The organism is Paenibacillus sp. GXUN7292 (assembly GCF_050864975.1).
GTDB lineage: Bacteria > Bacillota > Bacilli > Paenibacillales > Paenibacillaceae > Pristimantibacillus.
On sequence record NZ_JBOZWO010000004.1, the window covers coordinates 61208 to 79491 of the forward strand.

16 protein-coding genes are annotated in these 18284 nt (G+C 43.4%); 3 read left to right on the forward strand and 13 right to left on the reverse strand.

Annotation, left to right across the window (positions count from 1 at the left end; genetic code table 11):
* Window positions 1-9 precede the first annotated feature (9 nt).
* Window positions 10-732, forward strand: a complete 723-nt coding sequence (locus ACRRU2_RS05615; RefSeq protein ID WP_432500337.1) for an ABC transporter ATP-binding protein — start codon at window positions 10-12, stop codon at window positions 730-732.
* Between the two features lie 17 nt (window positions 733-749).
* On the opposite strand, the gene ACRRU2_RS05620 is transcribed toward ACRRU2_RS05615, so the two are convergent.
* The 13 genes from ACRRU2_RS05620 to ACRRU2_RS05680 all read right to left on the reverse strand — a co-directional run bounded on the left by ACRRU2_RS05620 (window position 750) and on the right by ACRRU2_RS05680 (window position 16106).
* Entirely contained in the window at window positions 750-1124 is a 375-nt protein-coding gene (locus ACRRU2_RS05620) for a VOC family protein (protein ID WP_432500338.1), read from the reverse strand.
* A 790-nt stretch (window positions 1125-1914) separates the two neighbouring features.
* On the reverse strand, window positions 1915-2814 hold the full coding sequence (locus ACRRU2_RS05625; protein ID WP_432500339.1) for a LysR family transcriptional regulator: 900 nt from the start codon (window positions 2812-2814) through the stop codon (window positions 1915-1917).
* Window positions 2815-2987: 173 nt separating this feature from the next.
* Window positions 2988-4382 carry an MATE family efflux transporter gene (locus ACRRU2_RS05630; RefSeq protein ID WP_432500340.1) on the reverse strand — a complete coding sequence of 465 codons (1395 nt, stop codon included), beginning with the start codon at window positions 4380-4382 and terminating at the stop codon, window positions 2988-2990.
* A 168-nt stretch (window positions 4383-4550) separates the two neighbouring features.
* Entirely contained in the window at window positions 4551-5219 is a 669-nt protein-coding gene (locus tag ACRRU2_RS05635; RefSeq protein ID WP_432500341.1) for a hypothetical protein, read from the reverse strand.
* A 32-nt stretch (window positions 5220-5251) separates the two neighbouring features.
* A complete protein-coding gene (locus tag ACRRU2_RS05640) occupies window positions 5252-5968 on the reverse strand; it encodes a cytochrome c biogenesis CcdA family protein (RefSeq protein WP_432500342.1) in 717 nt (238 codons plus the stop codon).
* 1 nt (window position 5969) lies between these two features.
* Window positions 5970-7103, reverse strand: coding sequence for a sensor histidine kinase (locus tag ACRRU2_RS05645; protein WP_432500344.1), 1134 nt, complete (start codon window positions 7101-7103; stop codon window positions 5970-5972).
* Window positions 7090-7782, reverse strand: coding sequence for a response regulator transcription factor (locus ACRRU2_RS05650; protein ID WP_331698362.1), 693 nt, complete (start codon window positions 7780-7782; stop codon window positions 7090-7092). Before ACRRU2_RS05650 ends, ACRRU2_RS05645 begins: the two co-directional genes overlap by 14 nt.
* Window positions 7783-7810: 28 nt before the next feature.
* Complete coding sequence (locus ACRRU2_RS05655) at window positions 7811-8464, reverse strand: redoxin domain-containing protein (protein WP_432500346.1); 654 nt, start codon at window positions 8462-8464, stop codon at window positions 7811-7813.
* 195 nt (window positions 8465-8659) lie between these two features.
* Window positions 8660-9496 (reverse strand): alpha/beta fold hydrolase, encoded by an 837-nt coding sequence (locus tag ACRRU2_RS05660; RefSeq protein WP_432500347.1) that lies wholly within the window; start codon window positions 9494-9496, stop codon window positions 8660-8662.
* Window positions 9497-9585: 89 nt separating this feature from the next.
* Window positions 9586-10242: a bacillithiol biosynthesis deacetylase BshB2 gene (gene bshB2 / locus ACRRU2_RS05665; RefSeq protein ID WP_432500348.1), complete on the reverse strand. Its 657-nt coding sequence runs from the start codon at window positions 10240-10242 to the stop codon at window positions 9586-9588.
* A gap of 20 nt (window positions 10243-10262) precedes the next feature.
* Window positions 10263-10607 carry a YojF family protein gene (locus ACRRU2_RS05670; RefSeq protein ID WP_331698366.1) on the reverse strand — a complete coding sequence of 115 codons (345 nt, stop codon included), beginning with the start codon at window positions 10605-10607 and terminating at the stop codon, window positions 10263-10265.
* 371 nt (window positions 10608-10978) lie between these two features.
* Window positions 10979-12259, reverse strand: a complete 1281-nt coding sequence (locus tag ACRRU2_RS05675; protein ID WP_331698367.1) for an MFS transporter — start codon at window positions 12257-12259, stop codon at window positions 10979-10981.
* 181 nt (window positions 12260-12440) lie between these two features.
* Window positions 12441-16106, reverse strand: coding sequence for a carbohydrate binding domain-containing protein (locus ACRRU2_RS05680; protein ID WP_432500350.1), 3666 nt, complete (start codon window positions 16104-16106; stop codon window positions 12441-12443).
* Window positions 16107-16462: 356 nt separating this feature from the next.
* Here ACRRU2_RS05680 and ACRRU2_RS05685 point away from each other — a divergent pair, with 356 nt between their 5' ends.
* Both ACRRU2_RS05685 and ACRRU2_RS05690 read left to right on the forward strand, forming a co-directional pair.
* Window positions 16463-17344 carry an ABC transporter permease gene (locus ACRRU2_RS05685; protein WP_432500465.1) on the forward strand — a complete coding sequence of 294 codons (882 nt, stop codon included), beginning with the start codon at window positions 16463-16465 and terminating at the stop codon, window positions 17342-17344.
* A gap of 49 nt (window positions 17345-17393) precedes the next feature.
* Window positions 17394-18272: a carbohydrate ABC transporter permease gene (locus ACRRU2_RS05690; RefSeq protein WP_331698369.1), complete on the forward strand. Its 879-nt coding sequence runs from the start codon at window positions 17394-17396 to the stop codon at window positions 18270-18272.
* The last annotated feature ends 12 nt before the right edge of the window (window positions 18273-18284 follow it).

Sequence of the window (18284 nt, forward strand, 5' to 3'; positions counted from 1 at the left end):
GGTGATTTTATGATAGAAATGAAGCATGTTGAGAAAAGCTATCCAGACTCCAGAATGCGCCTTGTCATTAATGAGCTGCAATTTCGCAAGGGTGAAATTACAGCGATTGTCGGAGCGAATGGCAGCGGTAAAACAACCTTGCTTAAGGCGATTATGGGAATCGGGAACGCTCAATATCCGTTTGGGCATATTCTGGTCGATGGCAAACCGAATGTGCAGCAATATGAGAAATTATCCTTTATCACAGAGGAAGGAAGCTATTTGCCACATATGACCCCAGCCGAGTATGCAGCCTTTCTCGCTGATTTCTTTCCAAAGTTTGATCATAATAGATATAACAGGCTGTTGGAATACTTTGAGCTCGATGCAGATCAGCGGATTAAAACGATGTCTACAGGGCAGAAATCGAAGCTGGAAATATGTGCAGGCTTCTCCAAGCAAGCCGACTATATTATTATGGATGAGCCCTTTAACGGCAAGGATATGTTTACAAGAAGAGATTTTCTAAAGCTGTTGATTGCCAATATGAAAGAGGAAGAATCCATTATTATGACTACTCATATCGTTGATGAGATCGAAAATGTTATCGATCGCGCTATAATTTTACACAAAGGATCCGTTCAAGCGGATGTTACCATCGATGAGCTGCGAGAGCAAGGAATGACGCTTGCCGAAAAAATGTCGATAGTTACAGGCTATAAGCCTAATCGGATTAATAAGTTTATGGAATAAAAAACTACACACATGTATTAAAAGCATTCTAAAAATTCCAGACGATTCCCAAAAGGATCATTTAAATAGAAGCGTTTTACACCTTCTTCCGCCCTTGCATCATCATCGACGACTTGAAGATTATTGCGAATTAAATGACTGCGAAGCTCATCCAAATTTTGCACTTGAAATGCCGGATGAGCTTTCTCAGCAGGCACAAATTGTTTCTGAATACCAATATGAACTTGATGCGTACCGCATTGAAACCAGACTCCGCCGCGTTTTCGTAAAGCTTCAGGCTTGGGAATTTCAGCCCAGCCCAATAAGCCATTGTAAAAATGGCGGGCCGCTGTTTCGCATCCCTCCGGTGCTGCCAATTGAACATGATCAATACCTAAGAAGTGATAAGTCATGAGCACGCCTCCTCCCTGTTCTACTTAATGAAACTAAGTTTCATATTTATAGTTTTATTGTACAATAAAAACCAAATAAAACCAATGCCAGTACCCGTACCAACACCAATACCAACACCAATTTCAGTACCAATACCAATGCCGCAAAACTGTTGAAACAGTTTATGCTAACAAACCAGCAAAGCACTACGGTCGGCGACTCCTCTAAGCGGTTAATTGTATATGAAATTTCATACACAAATGGTCGACGCCACTCCAAACGGCTCAACGTATTCGAAATTCTATACAGTACTGCTCGGCGCCTCCTCTTATCAAGAAGTTTGCAATGGAAGGGAGACAGTTACCTGGACAGACGTTCCGCTAAAGCACGAAAACAAGTCAAAATGCCAATTAAAAGGACAGACGTTCCGCTATTGCTCAAAAAACAGCCGATAAACGGCGGAAATTGGGCTGATAGCGGAACGTCTGTCCGCGAAACTTCGAAAATCGTATTTTTGGGGCCAATAACGGAACGAGTGTCCTCCAACACCGCAAACGAAGCTTGTTGCTTAGCACGAATCTTCCAGCACAGGCTCAGCTGCACGTTTGATTTGCTTCTTAGCACGGCATCCTCCAGCACAGGCTCAGCTGCACGTTTGATTTGCTTCTTAGCACGGCATCTTCCGGCACAAGACCGGTCGCACGTTTGATTTGCTTCTTAGCACGGCATCCTCCAGCACAGGCTCAGCTGCACGTTTGATTTGCTTCTTAGCACGGCATCTTCCGGCACAAGCCCGGTCGCACGTTTGATTTACTTTATGCTCTCATACAACGCTTCGACATAAGCATCGGCGAGACGAGATAAGGTTACGTTTTTATGCGAAATCCAGCCTACATCGATCTGATCGTCAAGCTCGAGCGGAATGGGGATAATATCATTGCCATTCAAATCCTTGCTCAGCACACCTGTTGAAATTGTATATCCGTTAAGGCCGATCAACAGATTAAACAAGGTTGCCCTATCCGTTACACGAATGCTTTTCGGTCTGGATAAGGTGCTCAGAATCTCCTCCGAGAAGTAGAAGGAATTATACTCGCCCTGATCGAACGACAAATAAGGGTATTGCTCCAGCTGCTCGATCGTTACGCTCTTCTGCCTCGCAAGCGGATTATAAACGCTAATAAAAATATGCGGGTCCGCTACAAACAAGCGCGTGAAGTTCAGATTAGCTTCCTTCAACAGCTTTGTAATTACTTTTCGGTTGAATTCATTCATAAACAAAATGCCGATTTCGCTCCGCATCGTCCTGACATCTTCAATAATGTCGTACGTTTTCGTTTCTCTTAAAGACAGCTCATATTCTTCTTGACCATGCTCGCGTACTAGCTTTACGAATGCGTTAACTGCGAATGCATAGTGCTGTGTCGACACAGAAAAATGCTGGCGCGACGGCTTCACGTTCAAATAACGACTCTCAAGCAGCTCTGCCTGCTCTACAACCTGCCTCGCGTAGCTTAAAAATTCAACGCCTTCCTTCGTTAGCGATATCCCTTTATTCGTCCGCTCAAAGATCGTCAAGTTAAGCTCAACCTCAAGCTCTTTGACAGCGTTGGACAAGCTCGGCTGTGAAATGAACAGATGCTTGGCCGCTTCATTCATTGAGCCGCGCTTATTAATTTCCAGCACATATTTCAGCTGCTGCAGCGTCATTGCTTTCTATTCCTCCCAAGAACAAACGGCTTCGCCGTCCTTCGCTTGAACGAAGGAGGCGCGTTTATCGATGAAATATAGGAACAGGTATAAGAGTGAAAACTTATACTTTCCTATATCTCAAGCAAATTACCTATATTTCAAGCAAACTACTTATATTTCAAGAAAGTTACTTAAATTAATTTATGCTTATACCATTTTTCGCCTCTCAAGCGCCATAAGAAAAATACGCCTCGAGCTGCCCATTCTCCTGTCATCGCTAGCCATATCCCCATTAAACCATATCCGAGCACGATTCCCAAATAATAGCCAAGCCCGATGCGAAGCAGCCACATCGTCAGCAAGGATACTAAAGATGTATACTTTGAATCGCCCGCCGAACGGAGCGCAGAAGGCAATATAAAGCTGCATGCCCACAGCAGCGGCTGAGATATCGAAATCAACACGATCAGTTCAAAAATCATTGGCACAATATCGGACGGCGGCGAGTAGAGCTTAACAAGCCATGGGAATAAAGGCAAAATGATAGCCGTTGCAATGACAAAAATAATGCTGGCAAGCCATAGAAATGATTTAATGAATTTTCGGGCATCCCCAATATTTTTACTGCCGATGCTTTGCCCCACTACTGTTACGATGCCTATGCTAAGCGCCATTCCGCCTATTTGGTACAGCATAGCAATCGAGTTGCCGATCGCATTAGCGGTAATAGAGTACGTGCCCAGCTGTACAATAAAGGTTTGCGTAAGCAGCTTTCCTCCATTGAAAAACAGCTGCTCGGCGGCAAACGGCAAGCCGATATACATAATCTTTTTTAACAAATCTATATTTGTTCTAAATGCATGCTTGATTCGAAAGCGAAGGGTCTGATTATAACGCAATAGGTAGAATAACGAAATGAGCATTCCGAATATTCTTGCTGTAATCATGGAGATAGCAAGGCCAAGCACCCCCAAATCGCAAGCAATGATTAGAATATAATTCAATACGACAGCTGTTAAATTCATGATGACAGACAGCATCAAGCTTGCCTTCGTCTCGGCTACGCCGCGCAACGCGCCTAGTACAGCTTGATAGACAGCAAAGAACGGATAAGAAATACATATGCCTACCAGGTAAACTCTTGCATTTTGAAAAACGTCCGCCTCCGCATTGCCGAACAGCATCTGCAGCGTCCAGTTATGAAATATAATAACAAGCAGACTAATCACTAACGATACAGCCGCAACTGCCGAGATGGATTGCGCCGCTGCTTTGGAAACCATATCCGCGTTGCCGCTGCCCTTATACTGGGCTACTATTACGGTACCGCCCGTTGCAATCGCAACAAACAGGCTTATAATGAACATATTAAGAGAATCGACCATGCTCACGGCACTAATTGCCGCTATGCCTGAGGAACTGACCATCGCTGTGTTGAGCAGCGCCATTAGGACGATAAAAGCCTGATCCACAAAAATCGGAATTAATATTGCGAAAATTTGCTTGTAATCCATCGATTGCCCAGATAAATATTTGTTAAGGATTGTACTTTTCTTCTGCTTCAATGCTGAGCCTATTCCAGACATCGACTATTCACTTCTTTATCTTTTTAGTTTAGCTATGTTCAGCTGTATTATTTACATTATAGCACCGTCTCTATGAAACTGCTGATTAAAACCAAAAAAAGCTCATACTCAGCCCAATTCGACTGAACACAAGCTTACTATTAATTACAATTGAAGAAGACGGCATCGTTACCCCAATGAATCAACTGTCTCATACGATTCCACTAATTCGACTTCCGTTACATGAAAAGGATGTAGCGTTTTTAGCAGCGCCATGCGGCGCAGTTCATAGAACGAGCTTTCAGCAGCAGACTTGTTTGCATAGCGAATTTCGATTCTGCCTTTTCCGTCTGAAAATTGCACACTGACAAGCTCAGAATGTGCTGGAAATACATTAGTCATATTATCCCGTCGTGCTTGCAATAAAGCAAAAATTGCATGTATACGAGGCGCAGCAATCGACGTTTCATTCGTATACGTTTGCTCGATAGCTGCAAGCTCATTATTCTCGAGCATATATACGGTATAGGTCTCTACAGTCTGCTCATTTTTCATCAGCTTTTCTGATTTCATAAATACACCTTCATTAAGCTGGTCTATATGTTGAATAATGACCTCGGTCTCTGCGAATCCTTCAACCCGATACAGCTCCTCGCCGCCATCATTGAGAAATAAAGTAGTCGGATTTTTTTTAATTCTAAAGTCATTTGCTTCCTGAGCGCTTAATTCCACATAAATCGTATCGATTTGCAGAGATGCATAGCGTCCCTGCACTTCATTCATTACCATGCCCATCGATTTTCCAAGAGGACATGCGCTGAGCGTAAACAGCTTTAAGGCCGTCACATTATTTTCCATATCTTTTTCACTCCTTCTTCTATATCTATTAGCTAAATATTGATAAAAGTATATTTTGCAAAAAAAGCGCTTATTTTTTGCAGTTGACCCGTAAATACGAGCAGTCCCATGCCAATAAGAATCCAGCCATTAATTTTGGACAGCAAGGGCAGCCAGCGGTTTATTTTTTTCAAAATAGACAGTGAATAAGTTAGTGCTAATGATATTAACAAAAAAGGAATGCCAAGTCCAATCGAATATATAAACAGCAGCCACATTCCGCTGTACAATGTTTCTGAGGAGCTAGCAAGCAACAAAATCGAGGATAAAGCGAGCCCGACACATGGCGTCCAGCCTGATCCGAACGCAAGCCCAAGAATAAAGGAGCTAATATTGCCTTTCCCCGAGCCCTTAGCCTGAAACAGCTTTTTATCGAACATTAGAAATCGCAGCGACAGCATGCCTGCCATTTGTAAGCCAAATATAACGATAAGCAAACCGCTTATTTTTTCGATCCAAATACGATTTCCTGTAAAAAATTGGCCCAGCAAGCTTGCTGACGCTCCCATAACGACAAAAATAATACTAAAACCCGCTATAAAAAAGACCGAGCGCATCATAAGCAGCTTTTTCTCTGCCTTTATTTTATTGTCCTGCACCAGCGCGCCTGTCAAATGTGAAACATATGCAGGCAGAAGCGGAAATACGCATGGCGATAAAAAAGATAAAACTCCTGCTAACAGCGCTACGAATATAGTTGCATTTTCCATCTTATATTTCACTTCCTCCTTGTTTAGAGCTATGTTGCTGAAGGGGAATGCTGAACCAGAACGAATGCCGGTTTCTATCCGTTTGAAGTCCCGCCTTACCGCTATGCAGCTTAACAATTTCATTCACAATAGCTAGCCCAAGGCCCGATCCGCCAGCTTCCCTGCGGCGTGAAGCGTCCAGCCGAATCAACCGGTTAAAAATAAGCTCCGCCTTGGAAGGCGGAATAGACTCCCCTTCATTGGTTATGGTTACCTTATAATCATGACCTGTTTTCTCGCCAGAAATATGAATCCAATCGCTCATATTGTACTGAATCGCATTATCTATTAGATTAATGAGCACCTGTCTGATTCCCGTCTCATTGCCTTCCACTTCTGCCGTTTCAATCGTGAGCTGACAGCTTATATGCTTGCTCGCAAGCTCCAGCTCAAAACTGCTCAACGCCTGATGGATCAGCTTGTGCATGTCTACGATGTGCCAAATGGGCGTGGAAGCCTGCTTCATTTCCCACACAGCCAGCTGATGCATTTGATCAACCAGCTTAGTCAAATGCAGAGATTCCTCGTGCAGTGATTTGTACAGCTCCACATCTCCCTTAACTACCCCGGAGCTTAGTGCCTCCAAGTAACCGTTCAAATTGCTGAGCGGAGTTCGCAGCTCATGCGACAGATCGCCCAGCAGCTGCTTCCTGCTTTGCTCCGCATGACGCAATGAATCTACCATTTGATTGAAATGATGACTAAGCTGTCCTACTTCATCATCTGATTTTACTTCAATTGGCTGCGGGTACTGCCCGGCCATCATCAGCTTGGTAGAGCCGTTCAGCTTGCGCAGCGGTACAAATATTTTTTTCATCAGCATGTAATAGATAATAATGCCCACAAAAACAGCAATTACGCTCGCTCGCACCAAATAAAAATGCATAGTACTATTAAAAAAGCTCTGCTTTTCAGCATCCATATACTCATATTGTCCGACGAGCAAACAGGCAAAATCTTTTACAGATACACCTACAAGCCATATGACTACACCAATAACAAGCCCATTAACAAGCATCAGCTTCCATAAAATACTTTTTCGCCAGAAAAACAGCCTGTAATGCGCAATACCATCCAACGATTTAAAATGCAACAAAACGATACCCCATTCCTCTGATTGTTTCGATGAACTCTGGAGTGTCTTCTGTCAATTTCAATTTTTCTCTGAGCTTGCTCACATGCACGTCTACTGTTCGTTCTATGACGATTTTCTCGTCATTTGGATAAAGCTGCTCCAATATTTGTTCGCGAGTTACGATTTGGTTAGGGTGCTGCATGACATAATGCAAAAGACGGAATTCATGCTGCGTCAGCGGAATAAGTACGCCATTATATTTCGCTTCTCCGCGAATTGGCTTTACCGTTAAGCCTCTATAGCTGATTTTGCTGCAGCGATGCGCCGTTCTCCGCAATACCGTCTCCACCCTTGCGACGAGTTCCTTGGGACTGAAGGGTTTCGTTACATAGTCATCTGCCCCGATTTGCAGCCCATTGATTTTTTCCTGTTCATCCACCTTGGCCGTAAGCATAATAATCGGCACATCACTTCGCTGCTCACCGCGAATCCAAGTGCAAAGCTGCTCGCCGCTTTGTCCCGGTAGCATTAAATCCATAATGATAAAGCAGGGATCATAGGCATCAAATAACTGCTGTGCCTCCAGCCCGTCTCCTGTCTCCCAAATTTCAAAGCCTGCTTGCTCCAAATAGATTTTAATAAGCTGCCTAATCTTTTTATCATCCTCGACAACCAGGATCGTTTTCCCTCGTAATGACATTCCGATAATCCCCCGCTTTCCCTAAAACCTACTGCATCAACTGCTCCATGATCTCCAAATTCATTGGACCAATGATTTCTTGCTCAATTTCGCCTTCTGCATTCAATATATACGTTGTTGGAATTTGAAACACCTCATATCGGCTAGACACCTGATCGTCAGAATCAAGCAAAATAGGAAAGGACAGACCATTTCTTTGCACGAAGTTTTCTATATTTTCCAACGATTTCTCAGACGAAGTTAAATTAACGGCCAATATTTCCATATCATCGGATTGATACTGCTCATAATAGGCCTGCATATCCGGCATTTCCTCTCTGCATGGCGGACACCAAGTGGCCCATAGATTCACCATAACCTTTTTGCCTCTGTAGTCCGACAGCTTGCGTTTCTCTCCATCAAGCGACTCGAGTATGAAATCAGGGGCTACATTGCCCTTTTTCAGTCCAATTACAGGCACCTTCTTCTCTTTCCCTGCACCTGATCCGTCCTCAATAAGCTCATTTTCTGCGAGACTTGTCAAGCCCTGCTGCTTGTTTTGCTTCATCAATCTCTTCTCTTGCTCCTGCTGCAGCGAAGCCGATTCCTTATCGCGCGCCTGCTTGGCTTGTATATCCAAATAGCCCCATACAGCAAGTGCAACTATTGCGGCCGATACAACAGCTGTTCTTATTTTTTTCAAAACGGCACCTCCTTTATATGTAAGCCACATTATAGCAGCGCTTTGTTAAGATTCGTTAAAGCAGCCTGTCATCTACATCATTCCCATGATCCGCCCCCTGTAAAAGCGCCTTTATGCAGACAACGTAAGAAGCTGCCTCCAAGGACGAATTACACCCTTTGAGACAGCTTCCGACTGTTTACTGTTATTTTATTTTTACGAAATAAGTCGATCGACTTTCAAAAATTGATCTAAAGTTTGATTAAACTTTTCTGCATGCTCCCAGAACATCAAATGACCGCCAAAAATTACCACTTCTGTGTTTGGAGCAATACGGTTCATAAACGCCTTTGCTGTATCGCCCCAATGCTCTGCTGCAATAGCAAGCGTCGGAACAGCTTCACTGGCAAGCTTGGCTTCTTCCCGATAATCAGAAAACATGCCTGAGGCAAATAAATTAGCTGCTATGTAGTGCGGCGTATTCATCGATTGGCTCACAAGCCAGTTCAATTCCTGCGGCTCAACCTCACGCTGAATCATTACGCCGGTTACATAGGCTTCGACAAATTCTCGCTGCCTGGCAGCATCTTGAGTGTATAAGCTATAAGCCCCTGCAATATCATCGAGCGGTCCTTCCACCCAATCCTCTTCATGATTTGTAGAAAGCGGCTTTGGTGACAAATCGATTTGCACAACAGCCTTCACTTTGTCCAGCCCGTATTGTCTAATATATTCCCAAACAGCCAGACAGCCAAAGGACCAGCCGACCATAGTCACCTTATCCAGCTGCAATGCCTTGATTAGCTTGCCGATATCTGATCCATGCGTAACATAATTATTGCCATGCAGCGCGATGGATGATTTGCCCTGGCTTCTCGGATCTACAGCAATAACACGGTTCGTTTTGCTGTAATGCGCAAGCTGATGCTCAAAAACCTCGCCTGTAAAAGTCCAGCCGGGAATAAACAAAATCGGCTCCCCGCTCCCAATATCTTGAATAAACAGCTCGACTCCTGAATCCATTTGAATATATTGGCCTGCACGCTCCGTCATAGCAATTCCTCCCATAAATGTATTACAGGTATAATTCTATGACTATTCCGATAAACCTGCTGGCATTGTCGATTTTTCAATCTTTTGTATTAAAATTTGTAGGTCCAAAAACGCTCCTGACCAAATCTCTCCACGATTTGCTCATCATTTAATTGCTTGTTGCCCAGCAATTCAGCAGCTTGAAATTGAGAGCGATGAGCGGTAATGGAAGCAACCTTTTGCGGCAAATATTCACGAACATCATGGATAACGTCCGCCTTGCCGATTGCCTGCTCATGATTATTGGCAAAAGCTATACAGTGTACAGTTGGCCGCAAATGCGCAGGCAGCTTGGCGATTGTTCGAATAACAGCCGCACCGCATGCATCATGATCGGGATGAACCGCATACCCCGGATAAAAGGTAACGACCAGATCGGGAGAAAGCTCCTCAAGCAAATCTTCAATGCAGCCATCCAGTACCGTTGGGTCTTCAAATTCAATTGTTTTATCGTGGAATCCCATCAAACGAAGGTCCTGTATCCCTATTGCCCGGCAGGATTGCTCCAGCTCCAGCTTGCGGATGCCTGGCAACGTTACTCTTGTAGCGAACGGCGGCACGCCCATATTGCGCCCCATTTCTCCAAGCGTAAGGCAAGCGTATGTTACATGAGCGCCATGATCGATATACATGGCGAGCGTTCCCGCAAGGCCGAAAGCCTCGTCATCGGGATGCGGCAATATTACTAATACCTGTTTATATGACATATTGTCCTCTCTCCCAACTATTAGAATGGCTCTTTACTAAGCTGCAGGGCTACGACAAGCTTCCCTTGACTATCGTGACCGGCCAAAATTAATCTCTCGGTCTCACTTTCATCATAATGCGTCAAGCCTTCTGAATAAATCCAGCCATATGCCATTTTGAGCCCTACTCGATAAGGCCCATTGCCGGAAATCGATCCATGCGAATAGCATATTTTTGTATTCGTTATAAAAGTGGCAGCGGGATGCTTGGTGCTGTCAAAGTGCGCGGCATATGCCCCTGTCGTCATTTCCAAATGAATATATAAATCCTGGTTTTTCAACTCTTCAATTCTGCGCTGTATTTCGTTAAGCTCAATAAGCTGCATCTGGATCCCTCCCTGTTCGGTTCCACTTCTCTCAATAGGTTGCTTACTTTACTTATTATAGTGTTTCTCGAAAAGTCCTTCAACACTTGCTTGTTCAAAAAAAAAACGACTCCTGATGAACTCAGAAGCCGCATGCAGCCTTCCCCAACTATCGTCAACACCAGTTCAAGCAATGAAAAAGGGGCACTACGATCAAGTTTGGGCTTCCGACCGCTGTGGTACGCCAATTTTTTCAGATTGCATAAAACCTATAAAGGTTAAGATTGGCCTACAAAGGCGGACGCTGCCATTTCTCCAGTCCCAATCTTGCTCTCCGTTCCCCTTCTTATTGCTTGCCTACGTTAGCTCAAAGAGCCGTTTTATTAGTATATTTATTCTGCTGTAGTACGTTTAATTTTAACGAATAAAGAGATAACGTAAGATATTAACAGCAGCCCCAAAGGAACGATACAGATCAAATAACGGAATGTCGCCTCTGGATCAGGTCCCGGATTATCGCCGCTTTCGTAGCCGAAAATAATGCCAACAATAAAGAAAGCGAGTGCGGCAATCAATCCGCTGGAACGCGTAATAAAGCCGGCCACTGCCGTATAGATGCCTTCACGCTTGCTGCCGGTTTTCTTGAAATCTTCATCAATAATAATACCTGTTACGACTGGAGGGGTTACTAAAAATCCTGCCAGTCCGAAGCCGACAAGCACCCCTGCCGCCACGCCCGTCAGCAAACTGTTCCCAAACCATAATGGAATGACAGACAGAGCATAAGCAATAAGCGATATGCGCCAGCCCTTCAGCGGATCCATTCGGCGAATCAGCCAATACCATACGAAAACTAGCGGAATAACGGAAACAAATATGGAAGCAAGCAATATAGATACTTGGGCATCCGGAATACGCAGCACATATTTTGCATAGAAAGGAATCGTCGAGCTTAGCAAACCGTTTACTGTCTGTGCAAAAGAATTCGCTATATTAAATATCCAGAATGGGCGATTTTTTAATGTCTCTGCGAAAGCTTTCTTGAATTTTAGCTGTGGGAGCTTTATCGCTTCCTTGTCTTCCTGCACATTTCGCAAAAACAGCAGCATGAACAAGGCGAAGACGACGGCATAAATAACTGACATATAACCGAAGCCCAGCGCATTAAAAATAACTGGCGTCAAGGCTGTGCCGATGAGCAGCGCAACGATTTGATAGCCTTGCTGAATAGCTGACGCTTTCGTACGCAGCTGATCCCCGCGGAATAACTCCGGGAATAATGCTCCGTAGTTGACCCAAATGACGGTCGCTACTGCTTCGTATAAAATTAACGCAACCAGAAACCAAGTAAACAATCCATATTCGCTCATGCCGTTGGGCGGAGAGAATACCATAATAAAAGTGAGCATAAACAGCGGAACCGCGCCGTACAGCCAAGGCTTTCTGCGCCCGTATTTCGTATTTGTACGATCCGAATAATAGCCAAAGAGCGGCTGATTTACAGCATCCCATATTAAAAATACGGTTCTGGCAATCGTAATTAATGCTAACGACATGCCAAGCTTATCCGAATAAAAGAAAATATAAAACGAGCTGAACGCTTGGCTTGGAATCATCATCGCCAGCATTCCGAACGCGTACATCATCGGAGTATTAACATATTTACCTCGCATCCTTTGACCCCCCCATATAATATATTGCTAGTCAATTCGACATATGCCGCCTTTGCTCCTGCCAATACATGCCAATACGCATAAAAAAATACACAGCATACGCATGTTGGCGGTACGCTGTGTATAAACAGTGGACTTATTTGAAGATCTGTATGAAACTGTTGATCAATTGCAGACGCAGCTACATAGCTGCTATAGCCGCTGTCAAACCTCCCGGCTTCTGTCTCATACTGAACTTATCTACTTCAAATTGAAGAGCATTTTTTCCATTCAGCTCAAAAGATTTAGCACGAATCAGTTCTTTCTTTCCATCCGTATATTCGATATATACGCTAAGCTGTTTCGAATCAGCAGCTCTCAAATTTGATTCTGCCGGTATGGTTATTGTGATCGGCCGGTTATGCAAATTCGAATATATCGTCAAAGGCTGAGCAACAATCGTTATTTTCGCATTATTAGCTGCTTTTTTAATCGCTTTATCCTTGTTTGCTCTAGTCTCAAGATCCGATTTTACATTAGCATCACTTACAGGCATGATCCGAATGTATATATCTTCTTTTGGACCTTGCAAGGATAAGCCAGGAATTGCGACCTGCCCTTCGCTGCCAGCTGCAACCAGCTCGACCTTCGCTTTGGATAGCAATTTTGCCGCTTCTGAAGTAATAACGATGTTGCGTTCGTGAACACCTGCCGGGTGATCTGGCAAAGTAATGACAATGGAAGATTGTTTGTTCGCCAGTTGTCCAAGCAATTCGTTTACTTTACTTTCATCAAGCGTCAATTCATCCTTGGCCTTTCCTGCAGCATCAACATTTCGAGTCAGCTGCACGTTTATGCCATTTACGTTGGTGGCTGCTTCAAGCGTTATCGGATAAACAGGCGGAATTGGCTTAACAAGTGCAGGATCGCTGTATTTCATTAATAAGCTGCCATATTTGAAGTAGAAATTGCCGTAATCATCCTGCATTAATTTATCGACATTACTTTCAAATATAATCGTCATCTTTTTGGTCACTCTATCAATTTTAAACATCTTGCTCGTATAAGTGTTGTCAGCGACATAACCTGTATACATAGAACCGTATACATTGTTATCCTTGCCTACTTGCAGCCGTGCGTTGCTATGAGAGTAATCTGCAGTTGGGAATATATCATCCTGATAAATAACTGTTTTAGTGACAGGATCAAAAATGAATAGAGTCCCTAAAGCCATCCCCCAAATGTTGCCGTCAGGCCCCCACATTAATGAGGAAATCGCTTTTTTGCCTGCAACTGGTACATGAGAGCTTACAATCTGGTTCTTCGCAATGTCATAAACTGCTAACTGGGCAGATCCGCCGTTCATAGCGCCAGTACCCATATACAGCAGTCCATCCTTATATACCATCGTATTAATGGAATGGTCTTGAACAATATTGCGTTTTACATCAAAAGTACGCGTAACCGGATCAAATATCGACAATGCTCCGCCGATTTGACCTGCCTTAGGATAGGTACCAATAAACAGCTTGTTTACAGACTCTACGCCTACCATAGCAATTGGACGATCCTGCTCGAGGCCAAGCGGCCCAATGCGAAGCGGATTCATCGGTTTGCTCGAATCCGTGCGATTCCATTCTTGCGCTGAATCGTATTCAAACAAGACAGCATTTGGATATATGCCAAAATAAGTTTTTCCATTCAAGTTCGCATAGCCTTCTACTTGCCCAAGCAACGGCTTTAATTCTGTTGTATCCGTAACAGGAGAATAAATACCTAGACCTCCGCCGGAAATAAACCCAGAAGTTAATATATTGCCATCCAATCCTTTTCCGATATTATGAATTTCAGCAAATTGTGAAGGCAATGGCAGCTCCAATGTTTTCACATTGCCATTTTGCAAATTGTACCAGAAAGACATGCCATTATTGCCTGCCATTCCGACTAATGAAACGCCAGGGAAATCAGGGTCCTCCAGCTCTACATAGCCATAAGCAACTGCTACCCCTTTTACATTTACATCAATTGGTCCATATGCATTTGTATTTACATTATATTGGTAAAGCTTGAACTGCGTTGTTCCGTCCTGATTGGCAACTGGGAAAGTATAAAACACTCTATTATCAGGAGATACAGGCGAGAAGCCGCGAGCGTTATACTGATTATTTCCTTGCATATCCCACTGATCAGCAGCCGGATCGTATACATACATTAGCGGTCCTGCATCCACACGTACAAATAACTTACCGCCGGCAAACTCAAGATCATAGACGGAGGTTTTGCCGCTGCTGTTAGGAATCGGGATCAATGTAGAATTACCTGTTACCGTATCAATACGGTATAGCTTTGCTACATCGGCAGCGCCTGCATATAGAACCTTATTAACTGGATCGTAGGCTAAGCTGCGAATATGCTGGTCAGGCTTTACCCCTCCGAATGATTTTAAAATTTTTATACCATTGCCTGACGTTGCATTCGGATCGTATTCAAAAATGGACTGGGAATAACCTGTTCCGCCATAAATTTTGCCATTGTCACCTGGCTCAAGCACCCAAATAACAGTGTCAGTAGGCACTGGTTTTCCTAATGTTTTCAATTCATCTGTCACGGGATCAAATTGAAACAGCGTTCCATTTGGCGTACTGCCCATATAGGCTTTACCGTCTGTCGCAACTGTTACTCCCCAAGCAGCTGTAACGTCGCTGCCATCAAGCGCTCTAAGCTGATGTCTTCCCATCAAAGTATTATTATTTACATCAATAATGGCAAGCTCAGCAGGCGAGCCTTGAACGACTGTATACAACACATCGCGCCCTTTATACTTGCCGTAAGCACCGTACATCGCTGTTGTTGTCATAGATTGCGGCCCTAAATTTTTAATATAGGACGCTTCCGTCGTCTGCTTCACTTGTAAGTTTAGCTCATCTGCATAAAACACACCTTGCTCCGTTCCAGGGAAATGCATCGCTGTTTGCACCTTTGCCGCATTGAGGGGAGCTGACGCAGCAACCCGAGCAGAGTCCCATTCTCTCACTGGACCATTAATTTTAGTGCTTACAATAGACAATATTTTATTGTCAGCATCATAGAAGCGCAGATCAATTTTACCGCCAGAACCAGCATACACCATCGTCTCGGCAGTGAACTCTACATTTTGGAATGGCACAACCGACTGCAAACCACCCAAAATTTCTTTCTGAGCAGCATTCGAGCTGTCAACCTTAACCGCAGTTTGCGGAATTTCAACCGGATCCGGATCATTTGCCTGGACTAGTGATATATTGTCCAAATTATATTTGTAATTAGTGGTCGCACTGCGCGATGTGATCAATTTAATATCTAGCGTGCTGCCGCCTGCAGGAACGAGGAAACGTTCTTCAACGCTGGTCCACTCGTTTTTTGGAACTTTTACAACACCGCTGACATCATTCAAGGTTCTTCTTACGAATAGTGTAAAATCTCCGCCCGTAGGGTTTTTAATAATATTCCCTTGGCTATCATAAACGTACACATAAAATCCCGCCAAATCTCCTCTTTCTAAATATAAATCCATTGACAATACATACTCTTTTGCACCTGTCACATTAACTCTATCGCTGCTCATCGTCACGCCGACAGTATTCGTATCTTCCTTAATAATTCTGAGGCTTTGCTGCCCCTCGGTTTTAAGTGCGGTGTTTAAGCTTACTCTCTCTGCTCCTTGGGTAATTGTCCAGCCCGGTAAGTTGCCGTTAATTAGTTGTCCTTCAAACCCGCCATTGGAGATAATAGTCCCATTCGAAGCTAGTGCGCCCATCGTGTTTAATAGTGAGAACATTAATAGCATTGTTAATGCGATAATTAAATTTCGTTTGATTTTTCGGTACATAAAAAAACCTCCTCTTTCCTAAATGAATTTCCAATAGATAGTCTAAAGACGTTAATAGATTCTGGTCCTCCCCTCCTCACTTGTATCCGCTTTCATAACAAAACTCATTTAGGACTATAGCATAGAAATTTTAAATGTACAAGAGAAAAATATACAGGTAATATACAGGTATCTTTTTGTGTACATATATAAATATAGCGCCGTTCCAAGCGCAGTGCGGCATTATCCAGTATGTATGAAAACATTTTCAATTTTCATATTGACAGCCCATAATGTAATCGGTTAAAGTTGAATTGCATACAGGTAAAATACAGGTATTAAGAGGTGGGTCTATTGTGACAAAATTAGTAAACAGAATGAAGCGGGAAAAATTTATTTATCTCTTGCTGCTGCCCGGAATTTTATACTTTATTGTATATCGCTACATTCCAATGGCCGGGCTAGTTATAGCCTTTCAGGATTACAATCCGTTTGTCGGCTTTACCGGCAGTGATTGGGTAGGATTGAAGCACTTCAAACATCTATTTGACAGTCCCGAAGTAATCCGAGTGCTTAACAATACGATTCAAATATCGTTATTGCAAATCTTTGTTGCATTTCCAGTTTCCATCATTCTCGCACTTATGCTTAACGAACTTCGCAACGAAACCTATAAACGTTTTATTCAATCGATGGTTTACTTGCCTCACTTCTTATCATGGGTAGTTGTTGTTGGAATATTTGTGGTGTTCCTGCGTGGAGAAGGTTTGATTAACTCAGTACTTACCAGCATGGGATTGGAAACGATTCCATTCCTGACGGATCCGGCTTTCTTCAAGCCAATCGTCATTCTTCAAGTTATTTGGAAAGAAGCCGGCTGGGGAACGATTATTTTCCTTGCTGCACTAGCAGGCGTCAATCCGCAATTGTACGAAGCAGCCGTCATTGATGGCGCATCGCGCTGGAGACAGCTATGGCATATTACTTTGCCTGCCATTCGCAGCGTTATTATCATTCTCTTTATTCTAAGACTAGGCAACGTAATGGAAACAGGCTTCGAGCAAATCTTCCTAATGCTAAATCCATTTAATATGGACTCCGGAAACGTGCTTGACACTTATGTTTACTTTAAAGGTATTCAGCAAGGCAATATCAGTTTTGCAACTGCTGTAGGCATGTTCAAGGGATTAGTAGGACTTATTCTTGTAGTCGGCGCAAATCGACTGGCCAAGAAATTTGGAGAAGACGGTTTATATTAATAACTGCTCCTGAATTTGGAGTAGAAGTAGGAAGAAGGCGAATACATTCATGAATAAAAAATCAGGGCTGGATCGAGTCGTTGATTTTATCAATATTATCGTCCTGGCAATTATAGCAGCCTTAATGCTGATTCCATTTGTACACATATTCTCTGTGTCATTCTCATCTTTGCAGGACGTCCTTCAAAAAAAGTTTATATTATGGCCGACGCATTGGGCCAGCGAAGCTTATCAAACTATATTTGCATCCGGTCACTTTATCCGTTCCCTATGGGTGACGGTATACATTACTGCTATCGGTACTGCAATCAGCTTGACGCTTACCGCTACAATGGCATACGGTCTTACACGCAACGTGCTTGGTCAACGCGTCATGCTATTGCTTGTAGTATTTACAATCCTGTTTAATGCAGGAATGATTCCCATGTATCTAATCGTTAAAGAAACGATGCTTATGAACAGCATCTTTGCCCTTATTATTCCAACGGCAATAAGCTCATTTAATCTTATCGTTATTCGTCAGTTTTTCCTAAGCATTCCAAATGAGCTTAATGAAGCTGCCTTAATTGATGGCGCTAACGAGCTAAGATCGTTCTGGTCCGTTATTTTGCCGCTATCCAAACCATCATTGGCTGCATTCGGTCTTTTCTACGCCGTTAACTATTGGAATAAATATTTTGAAGGTATTTTGTACCTTGATGATGCTGCCAAGTGGCCGATTCAAGTTGTACTGCGGCAAATCGTTATTTTGAACGAAACAACGTCCGCGATAGGCTCTGATGTCATGCTAATGCTAGAAAATCCGCCGCCTCCTGTAACGATACAAATGGCTGCCATTCTAGTTGCAACATTGCCAATATTATTAGTTTACCCGTTTGTACAAAAACACTTTGCCAAGGGGGTGATGATCGGCTCGGTAAAAGGTTAACACCAACAACGG

Bases quoted from the DNA above. Each gene is read 5' to 3' on its own strand.
- ACRRU2_RS05615 (WP_432500337.1), top strand. From the start codon at position 10: ATGATAGAAATGAAGCATGTTGAGAAAAGCTATCCAGACTCCAGAATG.
- ACRRU2_RS05620 (WP_432500338.1), bottom strand. From the start codon at position 1,124: ATGACTTATCACTTCTTAGGTATTGATCATGTTCAATTGGCAGCACCG.
- ACRRU2_RS05625 (WP_432500339.1), bottom strand. From the start codon at position 2,814: ATGACGCTGCAGCAGCTGAAATATGTGCTGGAAATTAATAAGCGCGGC.
- ACRRU2_RS05630 (WP_432500340.1), bottom strand. From the start codon at position 4,382: ATGTCTGGAATAGGCTCAGCATTGAAGCAGAAGAAAAGTACAATCCTT.
- ACRRU2_RS05635 (WP_432500341.1), bottom strand. From the start codon at position 5,219: ATGGAAAATAATGTGACGGCCTTAAAGCTGTTTACGCTCAGCGCATGT.
- ACRRU2_RS05640 (WP_432500342.1), bottom strand. From the start codon at position 5,968: ATGGAAAATGCAACTATATTCGTAGCGCTGTTAGCAGGAGTTTTATCT.
- ACRRU2_RS05650 (WP_331698362.1), bottom strand. From the start codon at position 7,782: ATGTCATTACGAGGGAAAACGATCCTGGTTGTCGAGGATGATAAAAAG.
- ACRRU2_RS05660 (WP_432500347.1), bottom strand. From the start codon at position 9,496: ATGACGGAGCGTGCAGGCCAATATATTCAAATGGATTCAGGAGTCGAG.
- bshB2 (WP_432500348.1), bottom strand. From the start codon at position 10,242: ATGTCATATAAACAGGTATTAGTAATATTGCCGCATCCCGATGACGAG.
- ACRRU2_RS05670 (WP_331698366.1), bottom strand. From the start codon at position 10,607: ATGCAGCTTATTGAGCTTAACGAAATACAGCGCAGAATTGAAGAGTTG.
- ACRRU2_RS05675 (WP_331698367.1), bottom strand. From the start codon at position 12,259: ATGCGAGGTAAATATGTTAATACTCCGATGATGTACGCGTTCGGAATG.
- ACRRU2_RS05680 (WP_432500350.1), bottom strand. From the start codon at position 16,106: ATGTACCGAAAAATCAAACGAAATTTAATTATCGCATTAACAATGCTA.
- ACRRU2_RS05685 (WP_432500465.1), top strand. From the start codon at position 16,463: ATGAAGCGGGAAAAATTTATTTATCTCTTGCTGCTGCCCGGAATTTTA.
- ACRRU2_RS05690 (WP_331698369.1), top strand. From the start codon at position 17,394: ATGAATAAAAAATCAGGGCTGGATCGAGTCGTTGATTTTATCAATATT.